General features: G+C 41.4%; 17 protein-coding genes. 14 read left to right on the plus strand and 3 right to left on the minus strand.

The window, feature by feature from the left end:
• Positions 1-7: 7 nt before the first annotated feature.
• The 6 genes from DIZ80_02040 to DIZ80_02065 all read left to right on the plus strand — a co-directional run bounded on the left by DIZ80_02040 (position 8) and on the right by DIZ80_02065 (position 7,104).
• On the plus strand, positions 8-1,312 hold the full coding sequence (locus DIZ80_02040; protein RDH85731.1) for a 4Fe-4S ferredoxin: 1,305 nt from the start codon (positions 8-10) through the stop codon (positions 1,310-1,312).
• Between the two features lie 9 nt (positions 1,313-1,321).
• Complete coding sequence (locus DIZ80_02045) at positions 1,322-3,310, plus strand: hypothetical protein (protein ID RDH85732.1); 1,989 nt, start codon at positions 1,322-1,324, stop codon at positions 3,308-3,310.
• 140 nt (positions 3,311-3,450) lie between these two features.
• Entirely contained in the window at positions 3,451-4,563 is a 1,113-nt protein-coding gene (locus DIZ80_02050; GenBank protein ID RDH85733.1) for a hypothetical protein, read from the plus strand.
• A gap of 47 nt (positions 4,564-4,610) precedes the next feature.
• On the plus strand, positions 4,611-5,006 hold the full coding sequence (locus DIZ80_02055) for a hypothetical protein (protein ID RDH85734.1): 396 nt from the start codon (positions 4,611-4,613) through the stop codon (positions 5,004-5,006).
• A complete protein-coding gene (locus DIZ80_02060) occupies positions 4,991-6,514 on the plus strand; it encodes a hypothetical protein (protein ID RDH85735.1) in 1,524 nt (507 codons plus the stop codon). Before DIZ80_02055 ends, DIZ80_02060 begins: the two co-directional genes overlap by 16 nt.
• A gap of 188 nt (positions 6,515-6,702) precedes the next feature.
• Entirely contained in the window at positions 6,703-7,104 is a 402-nt protein-coding gene (locus DIZ80_02065; GenBank protein RDH85756.1) for a response regulator, read from the plus strand.
• A gap of 41 nt (positions 7,105-7,145) precedes the next feature.
• Here DIZ80_02065 and DIZ80_02070 read toward each other — a convergent pair whose 3' ends face one another.
• Entirely contained in the window at positions 7,146-7,784 is a 639-nt protein-coding gene (locus DIZ80_02070) for a DNA-binding response regulator (GenBank protein RDH85757.1), read from the minus strand.
• 391 nt (positions 7,785-8,175) lie between these two features.
• On the opposite strand from DIZ80_02070, the gene DIZ80_02075 reads away from it, so the two are divergent.
• Entirely contained in the window at positions 8,176-8,559 is a 384-nt protein-coding gene (locus DIZ80_02075; GenBank protein ID RDH85736.1) for a response regulator, read from the plus strand.
• A gap of 62 nt (positions 8,560-8,621) precedes the next feature.
• Here the strand turns inward: DIZ80_02075 and DIZ80_02080 are convergent, their stop codons facing one another.
• Positions 8,622-9,266, minus strand: coding sequence for an SCO family protein (locus tag DIZ80_02080; protein RDH85737.1), 645 nt, complete (start codon positions 9,264-9,266; stop codon positions 8,622-8,624).
• Between the two features lie 33 nt (positions 9,267-9,299).
• Positions 9,300-10,991: an amino acid ABC transporter substrate-binding protein gene (locus DIZ80_02085; protein RDH85738.1), complete on the minus strand. Its 1,692-nt coding sequence runs from the start codon at positions 10,989-10,991 to the stop codon at positions 9,300-9,302.
• A gap of 306 nt (positions 10,992-11,297) precedes the next feature.
• Here DIZ80_02085 and DIZ80_02090 point away from each other — a divergent pair, with 306 nt between their 5' ends.
• From DIZ80_02090 to DIZ80_02120, 7 genes are all read left to right on the plus strand, one after another.
• Positions 11,298-16,511 carry a hypothetical protein gene (locus tag DIZ80_02090; protein RDH85739.1) on the plus strand — a complete coding sequence of 1,738 codons (5,214 nt, stop codon included), beginning with the start codon at positions 11,298-11,300 and terminating at the stop codon, positions 16,509-16,511.
• Positions 16,512-16,586: 75 nt separating this feature from the next.
• Positions 16,587-17,849: a hypothetical protein gene (locus DIZ80_02095; protein ID RDH85740.1), complete on the plus strand. Its 1,263-nt coding sequence runs from the start codon at positions 16,587-16,589 to the stop codon at positions 17,847-17,849.
• A 22-nt stretch (positions 17,850-17,871) separates the two neighbouring features.
• Complete coding sequence (locus DIZ80_02100; GenBank protein ID RDH85741.1) at positions 17,872-19,251, plus strand: hypothetical protein; 1,380 nt, start codon at positions 17,872-17,874, stop codon at positions 19,249-19,251.
• A gap of 18 nt (positions 19,252-19,269) precedes the next feature.
• Complete coding sequence (locus DIZ80_02105; GenBank protein RDH85742.1) at positions 19,270-21,069, plus strand: hypothetical protein; 1,800 nt, start codon at positions 19,270-19,272, stop codon at positions 21,067-21,069.
• 109 nt (positions 21,070-21,178) lie between these two features.
• Positions 21,179-21,673, plus strand: coding sequence for a hypothetical protein (locus DIZ80_02110; GenBank protein ID RDH85743.1), 495 nt, complete (start codon positions 21,179-21,181; stop codon positions 21,671-21,673).
• A gap of 1 nt (position 21,674) precedes the next feature.
• Positions 21,675-23,378, plus strand: coding sequence for a hypothetical protein (locus tag DIZ80_02115; GenBank protein ID RDH85744.1), 1,704 nt, complete (start codon positions 21,675-21,677; stop codon positions 23,376-23,378).
• A gap of 314 nt (positions 23,379-23,692) precedes the next feature.
• On the plus strand, positions 23,693-25,444 hold a 1,752-nt coding region (locus DIZ80_02120), incomplete at its 3' end, for a hypothetical protein (GenBank protein RDH85745.1).

Consider the following 25,444-nt stretch of genomic DNA (forward strand, 5'->3'; position numbering starts at 1 on the left):
TTTTTTTATGTTTTCCATAATTTGGCTATATAGCCTGCCGTTGATCGTTATTTTCCTGTTTTATTTCTGGAAACGAGCCAGTGGGCACAAAAATAGTCAACTTGTTTATGACGAGGCGGTGGCCTCGGGTATGACCGAACCTGCATCGATGCATCCGGTTATAAATCATGCATTGTGTCTTGGATGTGCCAGTTGTGTTAATGCCTGCCCTGAAAAAAATAAAAATGTTCTGGGAGTGATTAAAGGTAAAGCGCATTTAATTAACCCCACACATTGTATCGGGCACGGGGCATGTAAAACGGCCTGTCCATTTGATGCGATTGAATTAGTGTTTGGTACCGAGAAAAGAGGCATCGATATACCTGAGGTAGATGAAACCTTTCAAAGCAATGTGCCTGGAATATTTATATCGGGTGAATTAGGTGGTATGGGGTTAATTCGTAACGCGGTTACTCAGGGTGTGCAGGCGGTTGATTCTATTCGAAAGTTAGATGGCACTGGCAGTGCTCAGCAGCTTGATCTTGTCATTGTTGGTGCAGGTCCATCCGGTATAGCGGCGGCACTGTCTGCTATGTCGCATAAGTTAAAATTTGTAATTCTTGAACAGGATTCTCTAGGGGGAACTGTGTCGCATTACCCGAGAGGAAAAATTGTTATGACTGCACCGGTGGATTTACCGATGATTGGTAAAATGCAGTTTAAAGAAACGACAAAAGAAGCGTTAATGGCATTCTGGGAAGATGTAGTGAAAAAAACCGGTTTGAAAATAAATGATCGAGCCAGGGTGGAAAGTATAAGTTCAGAAGGTAATGGCTTTCTGGTTAAAACAGCAACAGAGGAGTATCGTAGCAGGGCGATATTACTGGCTATTGGCCGTCGTGGTACTCCACGTAAACTTGGGGTGCCCGGAGAAGAGCAAACAAAAGTAGTGTATAGACTCATTGATCCTGAGCAATACCGAAATCAACATGTTCTTATTGTTGGTGGTGGTGATAGCGCGCTTGAAGCAGCTGTCAGTATTTCAGAAGAAGCGGGTACAACTGTGACAATTGCTTATCGTAGTGCAGCTTTTTCAAGGGCTAAGGAAAAAAATAGAAATAAAATTTCTGAAGCTGAAAAATCTGGAAAAATACAGGTTTTGATGAACTCTACCGTTAAGCAAATTGAATCGCATAAAGTAGTAATAAATACAGAAAATGATGAGCTTTGTATTGAAAATGATGCAGTAATAGTTTGCGCGGGTGGTATATTACCTACCGCGTTTTTAAAAGATAGTGGTATTGATGTGGTTACAAAATATGGCACGGCATAAGGTGTATTAATGAAAAAGTTGATATTGATATTATGTTTGTTTTTTCAATTACAGCAGACTGCTTTTTCAGCAACATTGGCCGATGCTAATATTGCTATTCGCACACAAAATTTTGAAAAAGCGGCAAAAATTTTAAAAGCCCTGTCAAGAAAAGGTGATAAAAAGGCTCAGTATCAGCTGGCTGTACTCTATCGTAATGGCCAGGGTGTAAAACAGAGTCCAGAAAAATCAGTTTATTGGGTGAAAAAATCAGCTAAACAGAATTATAAACGTGCGCAATATGTATTGGGTGTTAGTTATGAGAATGGAACGGGTGTAAAGAAAAATAATAAAAAGGCGATACGCTGGTATTCTGCTGCAGCCAAACAAGGGCATAGAAACTCTAAAAAACGTTTGAAAATTTTACAGTCAGGTCGGTTAGATACAAATACAGTTGTAAATAACATGCAACCAGGCGAGGCGCTTTTTTTTGCGGTTAATGCTAATGATCTAAGTACAGTTAAGAAGCTTCTGGATAGAGGTGTGTCGGTTAATACTCGGAATAAATTTAATCGCCCTGTGATTTTTGATGCAATTGAAATGAAAAATCACGCTACGGTTGATTTGCTTCTAAAATATGGTGCAAAAGTAAATGTGGTTGATAAATATAGTGATAGACCATTGCATCTTGCTTCTGCTTTAGGTGAAAAACGTATAGTGCATGACCTGCTAAAGAGAGGTGCAAAGCTAAATTACAAGGATGCTAATGGTAACACGGCATTAATCCTGGCTGCGATGAAAGGGAATATGTCGACTGTTGAGATTTTATTAAAGAATAAATCATTAGTAAATTTGAAAAACAGGAATGGCGATACAGCTATTGTGCTTGCACATAAAGGAAAGCATAAATCAACGGTTAAACTTTTGAAAAAATACGGAGGTAAGTTGCCTGTTACGAGTAAGGAGCAGCTAAGCGTAAATCAGAAAATAGCTGCAATAAATAAAAGCTCTACAGGCGTATATAAAAACTGGACTGCACTGATGATAGCAACATGGAGAGGTCAGCAAGATGTGGTTTCCTCATTGTTAAAAAAAGGGGCTAATCCTGATCAGGTAGATGCGGAAGGGTTAACGCCATTGATGCGAGCTGCAATACAGGGGCAGGATAAAATTGTTGGCCTGTTAGTCGTTTCAGGTGCGAATATTAATAAAGTTAGTGGTTCCGGTAAAACAGCATTAATGGTGTCAGCAGAACAGAATGAAGAAAAAGTTTTTGAGATGCTTGTTGCTGCTGGAGCATCTGTGAATATGACGGATAAAAGTAATAGAAGTGCATTGTCATATGCAATTTTAAATAAAAACGAAAAATTAGTTAAAAATCTACTTGATAAGAATGTAAAAGTTAATAATGAACTCGTAAATGGTAAAAGTGATTTTATGAGGGCAGTTACTTCAATGTCTTTGCCTGTTGTTAAACGCTTGCTTAAGGCTGGTTCAGATCTTATGAAAAAAGATACGTCTGGTCGTGATGCTTTATGGTACGCAGTCGATGGTCAGAAATACGCTACTGTAAAATATTTGATTCGTTATCATAATGATATTAATCGTAAGGATGATAGTGGGCAATCTCTACTTCATCAGGCAGCGATTGTTAACAATACTAAAATTATAATTTTGTTGATTAATAGTGGGATAGTTGTCGATATAAAAGCAACTGATGGGAATACGCCATTAATGCTTGCTGCGAGCCGACAACAAACTGAGGCTATTGGTATTTTTATTTTAAAAGGTGCTGATGTTAATAGTAAAAACAATGTTGGAAATACAGCATTGAATCTTTCTGTGTTAGCAAATAAAGTTGAGTCTGTTAAGTTGTTATTAGATGCAGGAGCTGATTTAAGCATAAGAAATGATAAGCGAGAAAAGGCAATTAATCTGGCTGAAATGGTTGGTAATAAATTGATTCTGGACCAGTTGCATCAATATCAGGAAAAAACAAAACTATTCGGCGTGTTTTAAACTGACATATCAATATAATTAATTATTAAATTAAGCACATGTGACTTGCTAATATTTCATGCTTTTTATGGAGTGCTGGTGCTTTATATTTCTAATATTGTTATTCATAATCTCCGCTATACTAAAGTAAATATGAATAAATGAGTGTAATAGGGGAAGTTGATTTTATGGCTGTTTGTATACGATACGGGATTTTAAGTGTAATTTTATTGATATTTTCAATTAAGGCTGTGCAGGCCGAATCCGATGCACAGCAAGATCTATTGTTCTTTTTGAATGCTGGTCCTGTTTATCACCAGATTACATCTGAAGACGGCATTGAAGAAAATGATTTTACTTTTGGAGCCGGTATTTTATACAGTTACCTTGAGACGGATCTACGGTTTCTTGCAGAATATTTTATATCAACTGAGGAGTCGGAGTTAGAGAGACTTCAAATGGGCTGGCAAGTGGATGATGACGTTATAGGGTGGTTAGGTCGTTTTCATTCTCCGAGTTTATACTGGAATTCAGTTTATCATCACGGTCGGTACTTGCAGACAAGTATTTCACGGCCATTAGCTGAGAAGTTTGAAGATGAAGGAGGTGTGTTTCCAACGCATGTTTCAGGTTTTATGTTTGAAGGCGGATATAAGCTTCAGGGTATGTCGGCTATTCAATCAACGTTATCATTTGGTTTGACATCAGTTATTGATGATCATGGACTTGTTCCTTTTGATTTATTAGATGCTAACAATAAGAGCAAAAATGCAGTCGATGTGCGTATTGCTTATCTGACTGATCAGTTAGGTGAAAATCAGTTTGGCCTAACAATGAGCTGGGCCAGCCTGGTTGTTGGTGATAATGATGTGGCTGTGCAACAGGGCTTGCAACGAGTTGATCAAAGTAAAGTGGGTGCTTATGTAGACTGGAGTATGCAGGAGTGGAGAATTTTATCTAACCTGACATATATTAATAACCAGATGATAAATCAGTTACAAAATAAGACTGACTCTTTTTCTACTGCTTATTTTCAGGCTGAGTATAAAGTTGATCATGACTGGATATTTTTTGGACGAGTTGAAGATACGTATAGCGCGGATAACTCTGATTATCTTCAACTTTTTCCCAGTGCGATAGTAGAAAGGGAAATGCTGGGCCTTCGGTTTGATTTTTATAAAAATCATGCATTGACAGTAGAATTTTCAAATATAAAATTACAATCAGGTGACTTTGGTCAGGCATGGCTGCAGTGGAGTGCTGTTTTTCCATGAGTTCAGTAAGGAGTATATTGTTTTGTTGCATTGGACTTATGCTGAGTATGGATGCATTAAGTTCTGAAAAACAGGTTGTTCTGGTTGTATCATCAGCGAGCCCCCTTGTGAATCTTGATTCACTTGAGTTACGTAAAATTTATCTTGGCTTCAATGTCAGACGGAACGGAAATGTCATAAGGGGTTTCCGTAATACTGAAGATAAAGTACTTAACGGGGTTTTTCTTCAATATGTGGTGGCTATGTCAGCCAAGTCGTATAATAAAAGGTTACTGTCGTTGACTCTCAGGCAGGGTATACCGCGTTCATCAGAATATAATTCGATTGAAAAGTTACAGGATGCTTTATCAGAAAGACCCTACTCAGTGAGTTATATGTGGAAAGAAGATGCTGAGCGTTCAACTAAAGTAAAAGCGTTAAGGGTATTATGGTACCAAAATTAAATACATTACCTGCACGAATTATTTTAATTGGTTTGTTAATTCATGCGGTGCTTCTACCTATATTGTTTTTTGGCGTCCTGTATATCATTGAGCAAAGTCATGAGGAACGATTTATCAATGATGTGCGTAAGTATAGTCGATTTGTTGCAGACGTTTTTGAATTAGAAGAGGGTGAAATAAATGAACAGCGCACAGTGCATTTGCTGGACAGTTCTATTCTGGGTAGTGGAGGTTATTTTGCTGAATTAATAGAAGGTGATACCCGTATACAAAGTAGCCTGTTAGATAGTGACTCAGCAAGCCTGTTTAAGGAAGATTTTTACTTTGGGCAACATGGAGATGATATTTATTTTATTTCATTAACGTTAGATATGGTTGGGCGACGGGTAGTCTTACATATGGGCTTTAATGAGCAAACTACGATTGAACAGATTGAATTAGCCAGAGAACGATTGTTATCTGTTCTTGTTCTGTATTTGCTGGTATCAATAATTGTACTGGTTTTACTTAGTGTGCGAATGATTCGGCCATTGAAGGCTTTGCAACAGGCTTCGCGTCAGATTGCTAAGGGCGAGTATGAGGAGCAACTGTACGTTGATAGTGAAATCACTGAGATCAAGGAACTGGCAAGTGATCTTGAATCCATGCGTTGTGAACTGGTGGGTATTAATGTTTATTTATTACGTGAAATTGCTGAAAAAGAAGCAGCAGATGAAAAACGAGAAGAACTGGAAAGTAAACTTAGGCAAACACAAAAATTAGAAACGGTTGGGGTGCTGGCAGGGGGAATTTCACACGAATTTAATAATATTTTGTTGCCCATATTTCTATACACAGAACAGGCAATACATGATTTGCCGGTAGATAGCCCGACTCGTGATCGCCTCAAACGTGTATTAAAGTTATCAAAACGTGCTAAAGGCCTGATACAGCAAATACTGACATTTAGCCGACAGAGTTCTAAGCAGGAGTATCAAGCAGTAAACTTAAAACCGATTATCAATGAAGCACTTGAGTTGTTTCGGGCGTTGATACCTTCGACAGTAGAGTTGCATGAAGTGCTTGCAGATGATACTTATATGGTACTAGCTGACCGAGATCAGATTCATCAGTTAATTATGAATCTTTGCGGTAATGCCTATCAGGCACTAGAAGATAGTGGCGGCTCTATTACGGTTATTCTTGAGTATTTCACAGTTGATAAGCGGTTTCCTCGAGATCGTCGTCATCTTCAGGTAGGAAAATATATAAGGCTTAGTGTTCAGGATACCGGGCATGGTATCGATCAGCGTCACCTTGAACGTATTTTTGAGCCGTTTTTTACTACGCGTACGGTTGGTCAGGGAACGGGTTTGGGGTTGTCCGTTGCTCATGGAATCGTTATGTCACATAAGGGTGATATTTCTGTCAAAAGTGAAGTAGGTAAAGGCTCCACCTTCTATGTTTATTTACCACAGTTAGAACTGAATGCTGAAGATACGGTTGTTCAAGATGAAAGAGGTGTGTGAAATTAAACGTAGGTGTGTGATCAGTCGAGCAGGATGTCATTGCAAAAACATATTGAATGTAGTTAAGATGGTGTTAAATTTTAATAGATAATTTGATACTGTCGTCCAGTTGAATAAATGGGGCGGTATGTTACGAACTTTAAAAGTTTCAGGCTTGAATAACAGGTATAAAGTGGGAGTTTAATATGGTGCGCATTTTGATTATTGACGATGAAGAAGATATTCGAGATGTATTACAGTTAATACTGGAAAGTGTCGGTTATGATGTGAGGATTGCATCAAATGGGGATATGGCTATAGAGTTTCAGCGTGAAGAGCCAGCAGACTTAATCATCACTGATATAATTATGCCAGGTAAAAATGGTGTGGATATCATTACTGAAATTAAAAAAGAATTTCCTGATATTAAGGTTATTGCAATTTCAGGCGGTGGGGGGGTTCAACCGGTTGAATATACACCTGAAGCTATATCAACTACGGCCTATCTTGCGGCTGCCCAAAAAGCCGGTGCAAAAAAGATTTTCACCAAACCTTTTGAGCGGGATGACTTGATAAAGGCCGTTGAGGATCTAGTCGGAAAGCCGCATTAATAAATATTATCAGGCTTTTTATGGGAATATATCTATAGGGGTTACTCTACAGCAACGCCATTTCTTATTGCATAACGTGTGATGCTGCTTGCGCTATGCAGATCCAGTTTTTTCATCAGGTTAGAGCGGTGTTTTTCAACTGTCTTCAGACTAATTGACAGGTATTCAGCAGTATCTTTGTTTCGATACCCCTCTGCGATAAGTTTCATGACTTCTAGTTCACGCGTAGTTAAAAGATCAATGCTGGAAGTGGGGGATTCCTTTATGTTATCAGATAAATATCCTGTAACCACTTCATTGCATATGCTGGGGCTTAAATAGCTTTTACCTGACAAAATACTGTTAATGCCATTAATAAGCTCTTCACTGGTATCATTTTTTAATAAATAGCCATCAGCGCCTGCCTTCAGTGCAGCGTGAACATGTTCTTCAGTTTTGTGTACAGTCAGTACAAGAACTTTTATATTTGGGTAGCGGTTTTTAATGCGATGAATAGCTTCTGTGCCATTTGTTTTAGGCATAGACAGGTCACTGAGTAGTAAATCAGGTTCTAATTGACCTGCAAGGAGAATGGCGTCTTTACCATTGTCTGCTTCCCCGATTACCTGAAAGTTAGGTTCATTATCAAGTAACAGGCGTATTCCGGACCTAAGAATAGTATGGTCATCAGCAATTAGAATATGAACTGGTGAATTTTTCACTATTATCTCTAGGTCCCTTGATGCTTTCTTTAAATATATAAAAATATTTGTGTTAAATCAAATTAAGTTTCAAGAATACACTCATGTGTAGTTTTTAGATATAGCTTATATAAAAAATACGGTCTTTACTTTATAGGATAAAATCATGTTTTGGGTGAGAATGGTGTTTTACGAATAGTGTTTAATATATATTTCAGCTTATATTTAAATATAGGTAGATTGATTTCTTGTTTAATTTTATATGGATTTTTGGAGTTGTTAGCGGTTGGTCACATGTTAGTTAAGTGAATTATATTTATTTAATGAGGTACAGGGGGAAAGTAAAGATATTTTACTTCTAATAATAGAGTTGTTATTTGGAGCCAATTAAATGTTTAAAACGCTGCTTGTCGAAGATAATCTTATATATAGAGAAGAATTAAAAAATGCCCTGCAAAAAAAATTCGTTAATCTGGAAACCAAAGAAAGCGTAGGTGAAAGTGATACATTGGATATAGTGAATACATTTGATCCGGATTTGGTGATTATGGATATTGATTTACACAGTGGTATCAATGGGTTGGTGCTGACTAAAAAATTAAAAGATGAATGCCCAGAAGCAGTTGTCGTTATTCTTAGTCAGCATGATTTTCCGGAATACCGTTCAGTTGCCAAACAAAACGGTGCTGATTTTTTTATTTCTAAAAGTTCAAAACTCGAAAATATTTTTGATTATGTAAGTTCGGTTATTGATCGTAAACATGAGCACCATTAATTGATGCTTTAATTGTTTTACTTCATGTTTTTATTGATCTACCTACTTTCTGTCTGTTAATTTTAATTTGATAACTGTAAACGATGTTCGGCTAAAACTTCGGCTGCACTGGTAAATCCTTCCAGTCTGATCCATGGGCTATTCGGTGTTTTACTGCGTAAAAAAGTTAACGGAATATGGTTCATCTTGTCACCTTTGTATGCGTCAAAAGCTTTTTGTGTGGTAATAATATCATCGATAGAGCCTGTTAAAAAATGCCAGTCAGCTCCGGCCTTGAATTTGCTCGCATAGTCTTTTAAACGTTCAGGTGTATCCTGTTCCGGGTCAATTGTAATCGATATCATTTTTACGTTTTGTGCATCATCACCAAGCTTCTGCTTTACCTGGGACAGGGTGGCGCTGAGAACAGGGCATATTGTAGTGCAGGTAGTGAAAATGAAATTTAATATGACGGGTTTTTCTGTATTAATTATTTCTGTGAAAGAGAGCTTGTTGTTATGTGTATCAATTAGAGAAAGTTCTGGAATTTCATAACGGTGTGATGAACTGGTATAACCGGTTTGTTTCATCATGTGTTTATGATGTGCATGGGGATCATCCTGAGCTTGCTGGGAGCCTGCTACGGTACCTGATGCTAGCATGAGGTTTACTCCAATAATACTCGCTAAAGGAAGTGCAATACTATTTAATAATGATTTTACGGACATGTGATATCTCTCATTTTGTAAGGTGTTTGGTTATTAGTGAATGATCCATTCGCTCTTTTTTACCAGGTTTTGTTGTTCGTCTTTATCAAGTTTTACAATATAACTGCCTTTGGATGCATAACGTTGGCCAGGCCCGAATGTTAAACGAGGGAAAACAGGTATTGCGTAATCCTGATCATGCATCATATCGAAATTTTCAATAAAATAATCTCTGAAAAATTCACTGCGCATATGTGAAATAGCACCCGGCAACATCCATCCAAGAAAATACATCTGTGACTGAATGTCCAGATTAGTGACAGGGATTTTACGGTTATTAAGCCAGCGTTTTACTATTTTAATTTTTCTTAAATTATCTTCAGGCAGGTCTCGGGGGTAGGTAAAATAAGTTTTATCATGTAATTTTTCTGCAATTACTGATGTGTTACCTTCCAGTTGTTTCCAGGATGCGAATAACACTCCGGGTGGTTGGGGTTGTTTTTCAAACCATTTCGTTGCAGCGCTCATATCATTGCTTTCGAGCCACAACAATATCGTATCTGTTGTCTGAACTTTAAAGGGGAGCTGCAACAGTTTTTCCTCAATTGAATCGCCCTCGTTGAGTATTACCTCTGTTATTTTAATCATCCCTTTTTTTGTCAGGTTTTCTCTGAAGCCTTGCGCCAGCATAGCTCCTTTACCTTCTTCTTTTCTATAGATTTGTATTACGTTAGTAATCTCATTGTTTTTGATAGCGGAGCGTAAATAACGTGCAGTTGTATTCCCTTCCTGATAATAACCTTTTGAAAGATAGAGTGTGTACCAGTCAGTACTAGAAATAACAGGCTGATCAGTAATCGGGAATATACAGGGAATTTTTTTTGTTTCACAGAAGTGGTGAATTGGATCCCAGCTTCCCTTTGCTATTCCACCTAGCATGGCAAAAACTGGTGCGTTCTGATAATAAGTCTTAAGTTGTGAGTGCCAGGTGTTCCGTGGTCCACTTAGCTCCCAGATATCAAGCTCAAACTGACGGTAGGCACCATATTGCTCGGTTTTATAGAAAGGGCCTGAGTTAGCCCTGCGTTTATGAGGGCGAGTCTGAATGTTATGGGTGTCAATATGGGCTTTTAATACGTCTAACATTGCATTTTTATCTTCGGCTGATACTCCTTCAGTGATAACAGTGGCAAATCGAATCTTTTTTTCGTCAACTCCCGGATCATTCTCAATGGAGAGATTTTTCAGATACTCAATCAGTATTTCCATATTGCTGTCATCGATCTGGTAGCGTGGCATAGCACGACTAAGTATTCTTCCGTCCGGGGCAATGCCCTCACGTAATAATTTCGCAAGTGTTTCACTGGTATATGAAGGTCGTGCATCTGCAGCCTGGTATTGAGTTGGAAGAGACCAGCGTTGCGTCGCACCTGGTCCCTGTTTCTGCTTGGCTGCGTGCCAGGCACCGGTTCGTCTTCGAGGTGTAAATAATTCTTTGCCATTGATGGGCCAGGTAATAACAGAGCCCTCTATTGAACCCAGTCCACTTCTCTGGTGGCAATTCACACAGGTAAACATCCTGCCATCAACTGGAACGTCCGCAGAAACCATGGACTGTATAGGTTTCCCATTTGGCAGAATGCCTTCCCGATACATGCGCTCGCCAGATGCCTGTATTTCTTTTGATGTGATTAAGGTTTCAGCAAAGACAACTGCCTGAGAGGGGGCAAATAGAATCATCAGCATGATAGAAATTCGAAACACAGTTGTAATTACTCCAGGTAAAAATAGATCCGATGTTTTATTTTCTAATCATGTGCGTAGATAAGTCAAGGTTTTGGGAGGGGGGTGTTTTTTACAGCGTAAATGCTTAAGAGTGTTGGTGGATGGCGTTTTCAGAGAAAAGAAGGATTAATTCTGAGAGCATGAGTAGGGAAAACCCTACCATCATTATACGGGGTTGACCCACTAATCTTGATATCAATTAAACGATTTAATCAGAATCGTTAATAAAAGTAATTGATAAATGATAAATGAGGTGAGGGATATTCCATGGAATACAAAAAACTGAAAATACAGTCTCATAATCCGAAGACACTAACAAGCGCACTATTTTTGTTCGTGTCTTCGGCATTAATGATTCCGAGTGTGAATGCTCTTACACTCACGGTAACAGGTGCTGATAATGCTGTTAATCCAGTGGTAGAAACACCACTTACTGGTTATCGCTGGTTGATTGAGGAGGATGGTACTTATCATGTTCCTTTAAATGCAGATGGTACTGTGCAGAGAGCTGCTGGTGTTCCCGTGATCGACCCTAACTGGCAGGTAGGTGCTGATGGTGTTACAGGAACGGCTGATGACCGTAATACGGTATCGGTGAGTTTTCATCAAAGTTATGCGCCAGTCGTAGCCAAGGGAACGGAAGGTGTTGATGAATTTCCACCAACCTGTTCGGCTGATGTAACAGGTCCCTGCCTTGATTCTACAAAAAATTATTTCATTTCAGTGTTGCCAGCAGATGGTTATTCAATCGGTGGTGCACCGCTTAAAGCGGGTAAAGAGGAGGTAACGGTTTTTGTTAATAGAAATCCTATTCCGACTACACAGATTACCGTTTTTGTGCATGCGGATACTGCGCCAATTAATAATGTCTGGGATCTTGGTGAGCAGGGCCTTTCCGGTTTTGCAATCATTCTTGAGGATGCGGGCGGAAAGTATGGTGCTTCAGCAGGTATACAAAGTCTTGATGCTTTCGGTAACCCGCTATGTACCAGTTATGAATATACAGATGCAAATAACAATGGTACCCATGATGCGGGCGAACAGTTTGTAGCGGATGCGACTACGGGTGAGCCTGTAGTCGCAGTTGCCGGTGCAGGTTGCTTAACCGGTTCAGATGGTCGAGTGACCGTTCGTAATCTGGCGCCAGGAAAATACGGTGTGATAGTAGTGCCGCCTAATGCTGTTGAAACACCTGCTGACTCGGGTAATTTCGTAAGTTCTAACTGGGTTCAAACCTCAACTATTGAGGGTACAAAGTTAATAGATGCATGGGTTAAGGCTAATGAGCCAGCTTACTTTGGTGAGTTTGGACCTCCAGGACCTCACGTTTCGGTTGGTTTTGTTCCAGCGGGTGCAAATAAGCCATATATTGATGCGACCGTATTGACTGGTGGATCTACTATCAGTGGTCAGGTAGTTAATCTGCATCTTTCTGCGCCACCTGATACGGCTTTTTATAATGGCGGTCCTTTTCCTCATACGACTCCCTGGGTTGGTTTAAATCTGGGTGCGGCAGGCCTTGGTAAAGGCGTTTATGCTGCTCGCGCGAATGAAGATGGAACGTTTGCTATTCCTAATGTGCCTCCAGGAAGTTATCAGTTAGTCGTGTGGGACGATAATCTTGATTTACTGTTTTCCAAGAATACAGTTGTTGTAAATTCTGATGCAGCAACTCAGGCAGTTGCCGATGGCACCTGTAATGCACTTACGAGTTGTAATTTAGGTGATGTGCCTGTGTTCCAGTGGTTTGCACGTATGGAACACTATGTTTACAACGATGAAAATGAAAATGGAATCTGGGATAGTGGCGAACAGCCCATGATTGAGCAAAACGTTAATTTACGTTTTCGTGATGGTACTGTGTATCAGGCCTTTGCTACTGATGGTGAAGGTGTAGCGCCTTTTGATCAGATATTCCCATTCTTCTCATGGTTAGTTGCAGAAGTTGACTTTGCTCGCTTTAAAGCAACAGGCATGACAAGTATTGTTGATGATGGTGGCCAGATTAACTTTGGTGACCCGCTAACTTTCGGTGATGTTCTAAATCCACAGTTACAGGCTGATGGTGAATATACACGTACCGAACTTGGCCCTGTTCTTTCTCAGGGGTTTCAGGCATTCCTTGGTCAGACTAATGTTATTCAATGGGGTAAGAAAGCTTATGCCCCAGGTGAGAACGGCGGTATTTCAGGTATGGTTATGTATGCTGTAACCCGCGCTGAAAATGATCCAGAGCTGGCTGCGGCTGAGCCATGGGAGCCGGGTATTCCACGTGTTACGGTTAATCTATACGACATCACGGGTACTACGTTACTGGCGACAACAGAAACAGATAGTTGGGACGATAGTTTACCTACGGATTGTCAGCCAGGTGCAAACCGGGATATTTATGTTTTCCGTGATGCCCCAGCCGATTGTTATGATGGTATGCGTGTATGGAACCAGGTTCGTCCTGGTGTATTTGATGGCGGATATGCTTTCACAGATATTTGTGAAGCGGGACTGGTTGATGGTGCTTGTGCTGCAGAGTCAGTAATAATGCCAGCAGGCCAGTATATGGTAGAAGTTGTTCCTCCATATGGTTATGAAGTTATTAAGTCACAGGATCGTAATGTTGATTTTGGTGATACTTACTTCCCTAGCCCTGAATTGTTACCCGCTGTTTGTTCAGGTGCTGACTACGTGGTGCCAGCTGAGTTAAGTCTGTTTCCAGGTGAGCCAGCTCCTTTAGCGGGTACAACCTTAAAGAACTGTGATCGTAAGACGGTTGTATTGACTGATGGTGCGAATGCAGCAGCTGATTTCTTCCTGTTTACAGAAGTGCCTATTGCAGGGCATTTCGTTGGCTTTATCCTTGATGATACAGCGAATGAATTTGATCCAGCTTCACCACAGTTTGGTGAAAAATATGCACCTCCATTCTTACCGGTATCAATTCGTGACTGGACTGGTCGTGAAATTTCACGCACGGTTTCGGATGAGTATGGTGTTTACAATGCACTGATTCCTTCTACATTCACTGAAAATCTGGGTCAGCCAAGTGGTATCTCGCCAAACATGCTGACTACCTGCATGAATGCGAAGACATTACCCAATGGTGCAGATGATCCATTGCACAATCCACAATACAGTCAGTTCTGTTATACATTCCAGTATATGCCGGGTTCTACGACGTACTTAGATACGCCTGTTGTTCCTGTTGCTGCTTTTGCTGGCTCTGATCAGAATCCGCTTGATTGTGAATATATTGCAGGCACACCAAAAATTAATAGTGTGAGTGTACCTGCTAATGGTGAAGGTGGTGGTCCATATATTCCTTTAGATCAGCAGGGCAATATTGTTGCCGGCGGTATCGTTATTGACTCTATGGGATCACGTCAAGTTCCAAACCCGGCTTATGGTGGTGTTGGTAGCCTGGCTCCCAAGACTGTTGTTCGAGATTATGGTTTTGGTGGAACACAGGGCACAGTAACAATCGGTGGTGTTTCAGTTGCTATCGACAACTGGAGTGATGGCAAAATTGATGCAACGGTTGCAGGTGTTCCTGCAGGTGCTCATCAGTTAGTTGTTACTAAAGCAGATGGCACTTCTACTATTACCGGTATTACGGTACAGGTTGGTCTTCGTAATGGATCAAATGTAATTGCAGTCACTGAAGGTCCTGGAGCAATTCAGGATGCGATAAATGCTGCTGCTGCTAATGATCTTATTCTGATAGCACCGGGTACATACAATGAAATGGTTGTTATGTGGAAACCTGTTCAGCTTCAGGGCTGGGGTGAAGGTTCTGTAACGATTGATGCTATCAAGACTCCATTTGAAAAACTGGCTGCCTGGAGAAGGCTGGTTGAAAACCTTGAAAGCAGAAATGTTATTACTCGTGCACCTGGTCAGGAATTAGGCTTTGGCGGTATTGAGCCAGAAACATTCTTTACTGAAGAAGGTGCGGGTGTATTTGTACTGGCTAGAAGTAATGGTAATAGCAGTTATAGTTCACCTAGAAACAGGGGTTCACGTATTGATGGCATGACTATCACCGGTGCAGATACTGGTGGCGGTGTTGTTGTTAATGGATATGCTGACTTCCTGGATATTTCCAATCTTCGAGTTGTTAATAACAGTGCCTTCTTTGCTGGTGGTGTGCGTGTTGGTCATCCAATGCTATCAGTTCAGCAAAACGGTAACTTCTCTTACTCTGATTCAAGTAATGATAATGTGCGTATTCATCACAATACCATTACTCAGAACGGTGGACTTGATGGTGCTGGTGGCGGTGTTGCTCTACATACGGGTTCAGATAACTACCAGGTTACTGATAACTTTGTTTGTGGCAACTTTACCAATGCAAGTGGTGCCGGTATTGCTCATTTTGGATTAAGCGAAGATGGTTTAATTCAGAACAATACGGTGTTGTTTAATGAGAACTTCAACCAGGGTAAATCTGTAAATGGTGGCGGTATTCTGATTGCGGGTTTACCTGCTTTTGGTTGCCCAATAAATCCAGATACGGGTTTACAGGATACAGCCTGTCTAACGGATCCTGACCAGATATTAAGTCCTGGTGCAGGTTCTGTAGAAATCAACGGTAATCTGATTAAGGGTAACTCTGCGGGTGCCGGTGATGGTGCAGGTATTCGTCTGAGTCGTATCAACGGACAGGATGTAAGTGTTAGTAATCAGGGTGCTGTAAGTTTTGACTATACGGTTAATGTAACTAACAACATTATTGTTAATAATGTTGCCGCCCTGTCGGGTGGTGGTATCTCAATACAGGATGCTATGGGCGTTAATATCGTTCATAACACGATTGCAAATAATGATATTACATCTACAGCGAGTGGCGCGTTTGTGCCAGGTGCGCCTGAAATATCAGTAGCGCAGCCAGGTGCAGGTATTATTTCACGTGCTCATAGTGCAGATCTTGCGGGTTATCTTGTAAGCGAAGAGGCCGTTGCAGGACTTGCAGCAACAAATCTGGTTGACAATATTATCTGGCACAACAGACAGTTTTTCTGGATGAGTGATACATCTCAGACTCCTTCTGTTAATGGTTTATGTCCTGATATAAATGGTGACTCGGGTCTGACCTGTGCGGGTGGTAATGCACCGGTTTATGATGATCTTGCAGTGGGGGCATTACCATGCACTGACTGTATATCGAGTACTACTACAGGTGCTAATCCTGGCTTCGTATCCGAGTATGTTAACGGTAATCGTAATACCACTACGCTCATTCTTGAGGGTACAACTTCCATGCAGGCTCCTCCTGCCTTTGATGAGGGTGGTAACTTCATTCGCCTTCGTTATGGGCCGTTGACACAGACAGATACAGAGTCTGGTGTATTGCTAGGTGATTACCATATTCAGAGTAGTTCAACTGCGCTGGATGCAGGATCAGATGCTGGAATTCTTAATGATATTGATGGCGAGCCACGAGCAGCAGGTATTGGCTTCGATATTGGTGCGGATGAGCTTCAATAACCTGGAGTCGTTTACATGGACAAATCCCGCCGGCATTGATCGGCGGGAGATTGCTCAAACTAGAGGTAAATACAAATGAAAAAAGATCATATTAAAATAGCGTTGCTTCCTCTGGCCATTGGCCTGATTTTTGGATCATCACATCTTTCTGCTGCGGTGCAGGTACAGTGCCCAGGTGACAGAGATGGTAGCGCAGTTATAGGGGATGCAGGAGGCGAGACAGCCAACCCTGATATCAAGTGCATGCATCTGTCTGCAGGAGATGGTTATGCAACCATGGGTGACGGCACGTCGAGTTATATTTTTAGTTTCGCTGATGTAACAGGTTTGCCTACGAAGACAAAAGCTCAGAAGGACGCCATGATTCAAGCGGGTATGCTAGCGCATGAATGGCCGGCGCCTACCATTGAGCTTGAAGAAGGGCAGGAATTTTATCTTAGCCTGACTAACGTTGGTATGTTGATGCGACCTGATTTATTTGATCCGCATTCAGCTCACTTTCATGGCTTCCCACAATCGTCTACTGTTTTTGATGGCTTACCTGAAAGTGCGTTATCTATCGGTATGGGAGCTACATTAACTTACTATTACAAACTTAATGATCCCGGTACCTATATGTACCACTGTCATGTTGAAGCAACTGAACATATGCAGATGGGAATGTTAGGTAACCTTTATATTAAAGCTGGACAGAATAAATTAGCAGCGGGTACTGATCTAAATGGATTTATCCATCAGACAGGTAATCAGTATGCTTATAATGATGGTGATGGCTCAACTTATTATGATGTTGAGTTTCCTATTCAGTTGGGCTCTTTTGATGGCGCTTTTCATGATGCCAGTGAAAGTACGCAGCCTCTACCTTTTGCTCTAATGAAAGATAACTACCCGATGATTAATGGTCGTGGTTATCCTCATACAGTGGATGCCAGAACAGATACTTTCCCACCAACCCCAGGCAGTTTTGCAGGACCTGATAATCCTATCGTTCCAACGAGTCAGCCGGTTAGCTCTTTGATTACGGCAACGGCTGGCCAAAAAGTACTACTTCGTATATCTAATCTGGCAATTACACGTTTCTACACATTACAGAGTCTGGGTATTCCGATGAAGGTTGTGGGTAAAGATGCTAAACAGCTACGCACAGCAAATGGTGTAACTAATCTTTATTACGATACCAATTCGGTGACCGTCGGTGGCGGTGAGTCATTTGACGTTATTCTGGATACTGCCGGTGTGGCAGCAGGTACTTACTATCTTTACAGTTCAAACCTCAACTACCTCAGTAACGATTCTGAAGAGTTTGGCGGCATGATGACTGAGATAATTATTAACTGAGCGAAACGGCGAGGAATATAAAATGAACAGGAAAATGAATAAAAAAGTTTTACGAGGAGCGAAAGTTTCTGCCGTGTTCGCGGGGGTGTTAATGGCCCTGGGAAATACCGGTGTTAACGCTGCTATTGATGGTATTACGGGAACAACTTTTAATATGACAGCCAAAGTTGATCATATTAGTACAGCGGATGGTGGCAGTGTGCTGCTCTGGGGTTATGCAGATGATAATAATCTGTCTGGTTTTGGAACGCGCGCCCAGTATCCGGCACCTACATTGATTGTTAACCAGGGTGATACGGTTACGATTAATTTGAAAAATAACCTGAGTGTGACAACCGGTAATGTACCGAATGTGTCTATGGTTTTTCCAGGGCAGGATGTTTCTGCATCCTGTACAACGGGAGCTTGCCCGCAGGGTACTCTGGCTATGGAAGCTGAAGCAGACGGTGACGTGGTGAGTTATACCTTTACTGCCAGTCACGCGGGTACCTATACATATCACAGTGGTACAAACCCGGGTCTACAGGTTGAAATGGGTTTAACGGGTGCAATGATTGTCCGTCCTGCAACCAGTGGGCAGGCTTATAATCATGCAGATACCGCTTATGATTATGAAGAGTTATTTTTCCTCACGGAAATGGATCCACGTATCCATACTGAAGTTGAAATGAATGGTGTAGATACACCTGCGCTACAGGCTCTTCTCGATAATTACTTCTCAAACTACTGGTTTATTAATGGCCGAACTGCACCGGATAACTTTAGTGAAAGCTATGTTAACTGGTTACCAACTCAGCCATATAAATCCGTACCTCGCATGCATCCCGGCGATAAGTTGTTGATGCGCGTAGTGGGAGCTGGACGTGATATGCATCCGTTCCACCATCATGGTGAGCATGCTCGCATTATTGCTAATGATGGTCGTATGTTAGAAAGTGCACCGGGCATGGGTCCTGATCTTTCTACGGAAGTATTTACCACAAAAGCGATTCCTGGCAAGACCAGTGATGGCATATTTGAGTGGACTGGTGAAGGTCTTAACTGGGATGTTTATGGTGGTTCGGATGTGTGGCCAGAAATGGCACATACCTGTAATGGCCTGACTACAGCATCTCCTGGCTTCGATCCTGTGACCAATGAGTATTGCCCTGATCACGGTAAACCTTTCCCTGTTGTTCTACCTGAGAAACAGGACCTGGCATTTGGTGGCTGGTGGAGTGGTAGCCCATATCTGGGTAGCCTCGCTGCTTTACCACCCGGTGAAGGTGGTCTTAATCCTAATGGTGGCTTTAGTTTTATGTGGCATTCCCACACTGAAAAAGAGCTGGCTAATTACGATATCTTCCCTGGCGGCATGATGACCATGATGATCATCGAAGCCTATAACGTGCCAATTGATTGATCATAGGAGAACAATGAGATGAATAAAAAGACATTCAAAATTAAACCGATCAGTCTGGCGTTGTTATTAGCAGGTCTTGGTGTAGCACCGGCCTCATATGCAGTTGATCTTATGGCGGTTGAAGGAACATGGACACCGGCAGGTGGAGCACCCATTACGATGTGGGGGTTTTCAGCTGATACAGGTACCTGTCCGGCAGCACCAGTTAGCTGGAATACCGGTCCTCAATTGACAGATGCAGACCTGGTCGCAGGAAACCTGACGATTAACTTACGTAACTGTTTAAGTGAGTCGGTTTCTATTGTTATTCCTGGTCAGCCCGCAAGTTTTACTCCGGTAAGAAATGCAAGTGGAAGGGTGACTGCATTTACTACAGAGGCTGCGGCTAATGGTGGTATTGCAACTTATAACTGGGCAGGTGTTAAATCGGGTACCTATCTTTATCAAAGTGGTAGTCATCCGGCTAAACAGGTACAGATGGGTTTATATGGCGCACTTACCGTGGGTGATTACGCTGGAACCAGTGGTGATGTGACATTACTGTACAGTGAAATTGACCCCGCTCTACATAACCCACCGGCTGCTGCGACACCATTAGGTTATAACCCAAGACATTATCTGGTTAATGGTTCGGATACTCAGTCTGTTATTTCAGCAGGTGATACCAACCAGCCAACCATATTACGCTTCCTGAATGCAGGTCTGGATTTTCATGTGCCCGCACTTAATGGTGGTTACATGACGCTGATTGCTGAAGATGGTAATGCTTATCCATTTGTTAAACAGCAGTACTCTGTCAATCTGGCAGCGGGTAAAACGATTGATTCAATGTGGCAGGCTGCAACTGCGGGTGACCACGTTATCTATGATCGCCGCGGCAATGGCATGGCTACTTCATTAAATGTAACGGCAGGGGTTGGCGCACCAGTCGCTACTGCTGATGTTTATAGTACGGATGAAGATACTGCATTTGTGGTTGCGGCACCGGGTGTGCTTGGTAACGATGGTTCTGGCTTAAGTGCTATTCTGGTGAGTGCTCCGTCTAGTGGTGCACTCAGTTCAGGGCTGGCAAGTGATGGTTCCTTCACCTATACGCCTAATGCAAATTTCAATGGTCAGGATAGTTTTACTTACAAAGTAAATGATGGTTCTCTGGATAGTAATGTTGTGAGTGCTTCTATTACTGTTAATGCAGTGAATGATGCACCGGTAGCTGTTGATAATGTTTACGATGTTATTGAGGGTGCTGTACTGAATGTGACAGAAATCAACGGAGTGTGCAGTAACGACACAGATGTTGATGGTGATGCAGTTAGCGCAATTCTGGATACGTCTCTGTTACAGGGTACATTAACGTCATTAAACAGTAATGGCTCTTTTGATTATGATCCTGGACTTACACCTGCTGGTAGCTCAGTGAGTTTCACTTATTATGCAAATGATGGCACTGAAAATAGTGCGATTCCTGCAACAGTGACACTTAATATTATTTCCCAGCCTAATAGTGCGCCGGTAGCACTCGAAGATTCGACTACTGTTCAAAGAAATAGCCCGGCTAGCTTTATTAATCTGACTAATAACGACACAGATGCCGACGGTAATCTTAAAGATTCCCTGGGTAATGTAGCGGCTGCTCAGATCACGGTTACCACGGGATCAATATCAACTCGTGGTGGTTCGGTAACTGTAGTGACCAATGGTGTTAACTATTCTCCTAAGCGTAACTTCCGTGGAACGGATACCTTTAACTATACCGTTACAGATGCTGATGGTGCGGTATCAAATGAAGTGACTGTAAGAGTGAATGTAGTTAGATAGTAGAGAAGAGACGTCTTTATCTATATAACGGCAATTTCCTTTTAGTTAATAACTGAAAGGGAGTTAGCCGTTAGGAGATGGAGGACGAAATGAAAAAAGGAATAAGATTATGAGTTTTAACACATCCATTGCTGAGATTATGGTTAAAAATAAGGTAATTACAGCTACTTGTTTATTGCTTTTTGCGATTGCTATGGGCACACCTTTTGTCACCGATGCAATTGTTACTGATAAGAATGAAATTAGTTATCAAAGTAATAATCAAAAACAGGCCTTAAATGAAAAATGGGGTATTGAGCTGGTAGCTATGCGCAGTGTTGCATCAGGCCACATGGTCGATTTTCGTTATCGTGTGCTGGATGCTGTTAAATCGGCGCCACTATTTGTAAGACAAACCAAGCCTTATCTGATTCATCAGGAGACGGGTAAATCATTGGGCGTTCCTAATACCGCAAAGCTTGGGTCCCTGCGTAATTCCAATACACCACAGGAAGGAAGAACTTACTGGATGTTTTTTGGTAATCACCATCGACTGGTTCATAAAGGCGATAAAGTCACTGTGGCAATTGGTGATTTTCGAGTTACGGATATAGAGGTTGAATAAAATGAGCAGACGATTTTCGGGTAAATTATCTTTACTGGCAGCTGCCTGTTGTGTATCTGCTTTATCAATATCATCAGTAAATGCAGGTGTGATTGGAGCTGATTTAAAGCAGGCCATGCAAGCCGGTGATGATGTTCAGTTTATTGTTAAATTTACTGACCAGCTTGATCTGAGTTCATTTCCAGGTAGAGGAAAAGGAAAAGGCGTAGAGCTTTCAAGTATGCTCTGGGCGTTACGGAATCAGGCTGATTCAAGCCAGGCAGAAGCGGTTAAATTATTAAGAGGCAAAGGTGCCGGGCGCCTGATTCAGCTCTGGTCAATTAATGCACTAGCTGTTACAGCAAGTCCAGATGCAATACAGGCTTTAGCAAACCTGTCTGAGGTTGATAGTATTCAGCTTGACGACACACTTGCAGCACCCACTCCTGAACTAGCTGCTGTAGCGACACCGGAGTGGAATCTGAATAGTATTCGCGCAACCGAATTATGGAATGCAGGTTTTGATGGATCAGGAACTGTTGTTGCCAATATGGATACAGGTGTAGATGTTGATCATCCTGACTTAGCGGCTTCATGGCGTGCAGGAAATAACAGCTGGTTTGATCCAAATTATGAACATTTAACGCCTTATGATAAAGAAGGTCATGGCACACAGACGATGAGTCTGATGGTGGGTGGTGATGCTGGTGGAACGAGTATTGGTGTTTCTCCGGGAGCTCAATGGATTGCGGTTAAAATTTTTAATGATGCAGGTATCGCTTCTCTGAGTGGTATCCATCTTGGATTTCAGTGGTTACTCGACCCGGACGGCAATCCAGGAACAAATGATATTCCTGATGTAGTAAATAACTCATGGGGTTTTCCTGATCTCGTTGGGCAGTGTTATTCGGAATTCAATAACGATATTCAAATTCTTAAGGCAGCAGGTATTGCGGTTGTTTTCTCTGCTGGTAATCAGGGTGCATCGGGTAGTGTAAGCCCGGGTGATAATACTGATAGTTTTGCAGTTGGATCAGTAGATTCTTCTTTAAATATTGCTAGCAGTAGTAGTCGTGGTCCATCTGCCTGTGATGGTGCTTTTTTTCCTGAAGTTGTTGCACCTGGTGTCGGCGTTAAAGCAGCAGATCTTACTTTTGGCGGTGTGTTTCCTGAGTCATATAAATCAGTTTCTGGTACCTCTTTTGCGGCACCACATGTAGCCGCTACCATGGCTATATTACGTCAGGCTAACCCGACTTCTTCTGTGGCAGAACTTGAACAGGCTCTGACTAATTCAGCAGCTGATTTAGGTGCAGTCGGTGCAGATAATGTTTATGGATATGGAATGATAGATGCGGTCGCAGCTAATAATTTGCTCGCAAGCAGTCCTGCTCCAGTCTGCACAGATGCTGATAGTGATGGTTTTTTTGCAGAAGCTGGTTGTGGTACAGAACTGGATTGTAATCAATTTGATGCGACGATTAATCCTGATGCCTGTGATATTAAACGTGATGGCATTGACCAGAACTGTGATGGTGTAGATCGAACCAAAGGTAAATCATGCCCTGCTCCTGATGGAGGAAGTGATGGTGGTACGACTGAACCTGTCTTTGGTGTTGAAGGCAAAGGTAAAAGTTGTTCCGATGGTATAGATAATGATTTAGATGGACTGCTTGATTGTCAGGACACAGATTGCAGTAATAATAAATCATGCCGAATCCGATAATTAGGATCAGATAATTAAACTAAGGTAATAGAATTTAAATTAACCAGTATCCAGATTCATTTTGTCTATATAGCTATAGATTATGAGTCTGGATTATCTGCAAGTATGAGAGCTCAAAGGCTTGTCATAATTAATATTGTAATGTTGGTGAATTTAAAAAGAATGATGAACCTGAGAGAGGGTTTAGTTTATATAAAGTGGTGATTTTTAATTTATAAACAGGCGGTCTTTGTCCACCTGTATAAAGCAGTATAAAAAATTACCCCTTTAGATTTTTAAACGCCAGTAGAGGGTTTAGTAAAGGAAGTTTTCAAATGACTATTCGCCAGAATCTTATTTATATATTTTGCCTGTATTTTTTTAGCAGTAGTATTGCTTCTGCTGCAGTTCTAGTAGCGGCAGATGAAGAATATGGCATACCCGATACGAAATTTCTTCAGGTTGAGTCTCCAGGTGTAATGAAAAATGATACCCTGGATGGTCAGCAAGCTGATGAGAATGGTGCGGCAGTCAGGTTGTTAACGGGTGTTTCTAGTGGAACTTTATCTTGCCCGGCAGATGCTGCTTTAAAGTTGTGTGAAGACGGGTCTTTCGAATATATCCCTAATGCAAATTTTAACGGTTCAGATTCATTTACCTATGAAACGTATTTAGGTACTGATGTCAGTTCACCCGCAACAGTTACATTAACAGCCTGCACGGGAGGTCCAGATATATTCTCATGCTGGAATGAAGATTCATATCGAAATAAATTATCTGAACTGGGTTATAACTTTTTCGTTGAAGGTTTTGAAGGAACAGTTTGGGATAGTGTGCGTACACCTGATTATGGTGCGATCTTTACAGCACCAGCTATAACCAGTAAGCAGATCACCTGGACAACTAATCATACGGATACAAACGGTATTACTACGGGTTCTGGTGCAGCACGTACTGGTTTATGGGGAGGTTTTGATCCCGAGCATGGTTTTGCAACAGGTTTAGCTGTTGATTGTGATATAAATTCCCCACCTGAAAATTGTCTTCCATATGATGGGTTAAGTGGTAGTGGAACTGCATTGCATGGTGTTGGTGGTTACTTTACCGGTTATTCAGGAGCTAGTATTGCTGTCATTCTTGATGGAGTAAATCAATATTCGATGGGTACTTTACCCGATTCTGAATTTTATTTTTTTGGTGTAATTGATGCTTCAGTGTCAGGCTTTAGCAGTTTCGAATTTCGTGAACTGAGTGGAAAAATTGGGCAGGAATTATTTGTCTTTACAGATGATTTTGTTATAGCCACAACCCAGTCTGTACCGGCAAATAATGTACCCGTATTAAATCCTGTTGGTGATCAGTCAGTAAATGAAAATATATTTTTGAATGTGTCGTTGAGTTCGAGTGATCTTGATGATGGTGATAGTCATAGTTTTTCAATGAGCGGTGGTCCAACAGGAGCTGTTTTATATGATAATGGTGATGGCACAGCAGCCTTTAACTGGACGCCTGTTACCGGTCAGGCGGGTAGCTACCAGGTCAGTTTTACTGTTACAGATAACGGAATACCTGTAGAGAGTGATTCAGAGATAATTACTATCACGGTTGAGAGTGTTTCATCGGATGTAATTGCACCGGTGATCAGTTTACTTGGTGTTAGCCCTGTAAATATAGAACTGGGTAGTACTTATAATGATGCAGGAGCTACTGCTTCAGATAATATCGATGGAAATTTAACTGCGAACATAATCACGAGCAGTAATGTAAATACCAGTGAAGTGGGTAATTACAGTGTTAGTTATAACGTCAGTGATGCAGCGGGTAATGCGGCTTCTACTGTTACGCGCGTGGTTAATGTAACCGCGGATGTTACCCCACCGGTAATATCATTGCTCGGTTCAACTCCGGTAAATGTAGAATTGGGCAGCACCTATAATGATGCGGGTGCTACTGCGTCAGATAATATTGATGGCAACATAACCGCAACTATAATCACGAGCAGTAATATAAATATTAATGCGGTTGGTAATTACAGTGTGACGTATAACGTGAGTGATGCGGCGGGTAATGTGGCATCACAAGTAACG

Origin of the sequence: endosymbiont of Galathealinum brachiosum, from assembly GCA_003349885.1 — a bacterium.
Taxonomy (GTDB): domain Bacteria; phylum Pseudomonadota; class Gammaproteobacteria; order SZUA-229; family SZUA-229; genus SZUA-229.

Bases quoted from the DNA above. Each gene is read 5' to 3' on its own strand.
- DIZ80_02110 (RDH85743.1), top strand. From the start codon at position 21,179: ATGAGTTTTAACACATCCATTGCTGAGATTATGGTTAAAAATAAGGTA.
- DIZ80_02100 (RDH85741.1), top strand. From the start codon at position 17,872: ATGAACAGGAAAATGAATAAAAAAGTTTTACGAGGAGCGAAAGTTTCT.
- DIZ80_02040 (RDH85731.1), top strand. From the start codon at position 8: ATGTTTTCCATAATTTGGCTATATAGCCTGCCGTTGATCGTTATTTTC.
- DIZ80_02095 (RDH85740.1), top strand. From the start codon at position 16,587: ATGAAAAAAGATCATATTAAAATAGCGTTGCTTCCTCTGGCCATTGGC.
- DIZ80_02085 (RDH85738.1), bottom strand. From the start codon at position 10,991: ATGCTGATGATTCTATTTGCCCCCTCTCAGGCAGTTGTCTTTGCTGAA.
- DIZ80_02050 (RDH85733.1), top strand. From the start codon at position 3,451: ATGAGTGTAATAGGGGAAGTTGATTTTATGGCTGTTTGTATACGATAC.
- DIZ80_02075 (RDH85736.1), top strand. From the start codon at position 8,176: ATGTTTAAAACGCTGCTTGTCGAAGATAATCTTATATATAGAGAAGAA.
- DIZ80_02060 (RDH85735.1), top strand. From the start codon at position 4,991: ATGGTACCAAAATTAAATACATTACCTGCACGAATTATTTTAATTGGT.
- DIZ80_02115 (RDH85744.1), top strand. From the start codon at position 21,675: ATGAGCAGACGATTTTCGGGTAAATTATCTTTACTGGCAGCTGCCTGT.
- DIZ80_02055 (RDH85734.1), top strand. From the start codon at position 4,611: ATGGATGCATTAAGTTCTGAAAAACAGGTTGTTCTGGTTGTATCATCA.
- DIZ80_02105 (RDH85742.1), top strand. From the start codon at position 19,270: ATGAATAAAAAGACATTCAAAATTAAACCGATCAGTCTGGCGTTGTTA.
- DIZ80_02045 (RDH85732.1), top strand. From the start codon at position 1,322: ATGAAAAAGTTGATATTGATATTATGTTTGTTTTTTCAATTACAGCAG.
- DIZ80_02080 (RDH85737.1), bottom strand. From the start codon at position 9,266: ATGTCCGTAAAATCATTATTAAATAGTATTGCACTTCCTTTAGCGAGT.
- DIZ80_02090 (RDH85739.1), top strand. From the start codon at position 11,298: ATGGAATACAAAAAACTGAAAATACAGTCTCATAATCCGAAGACACTA.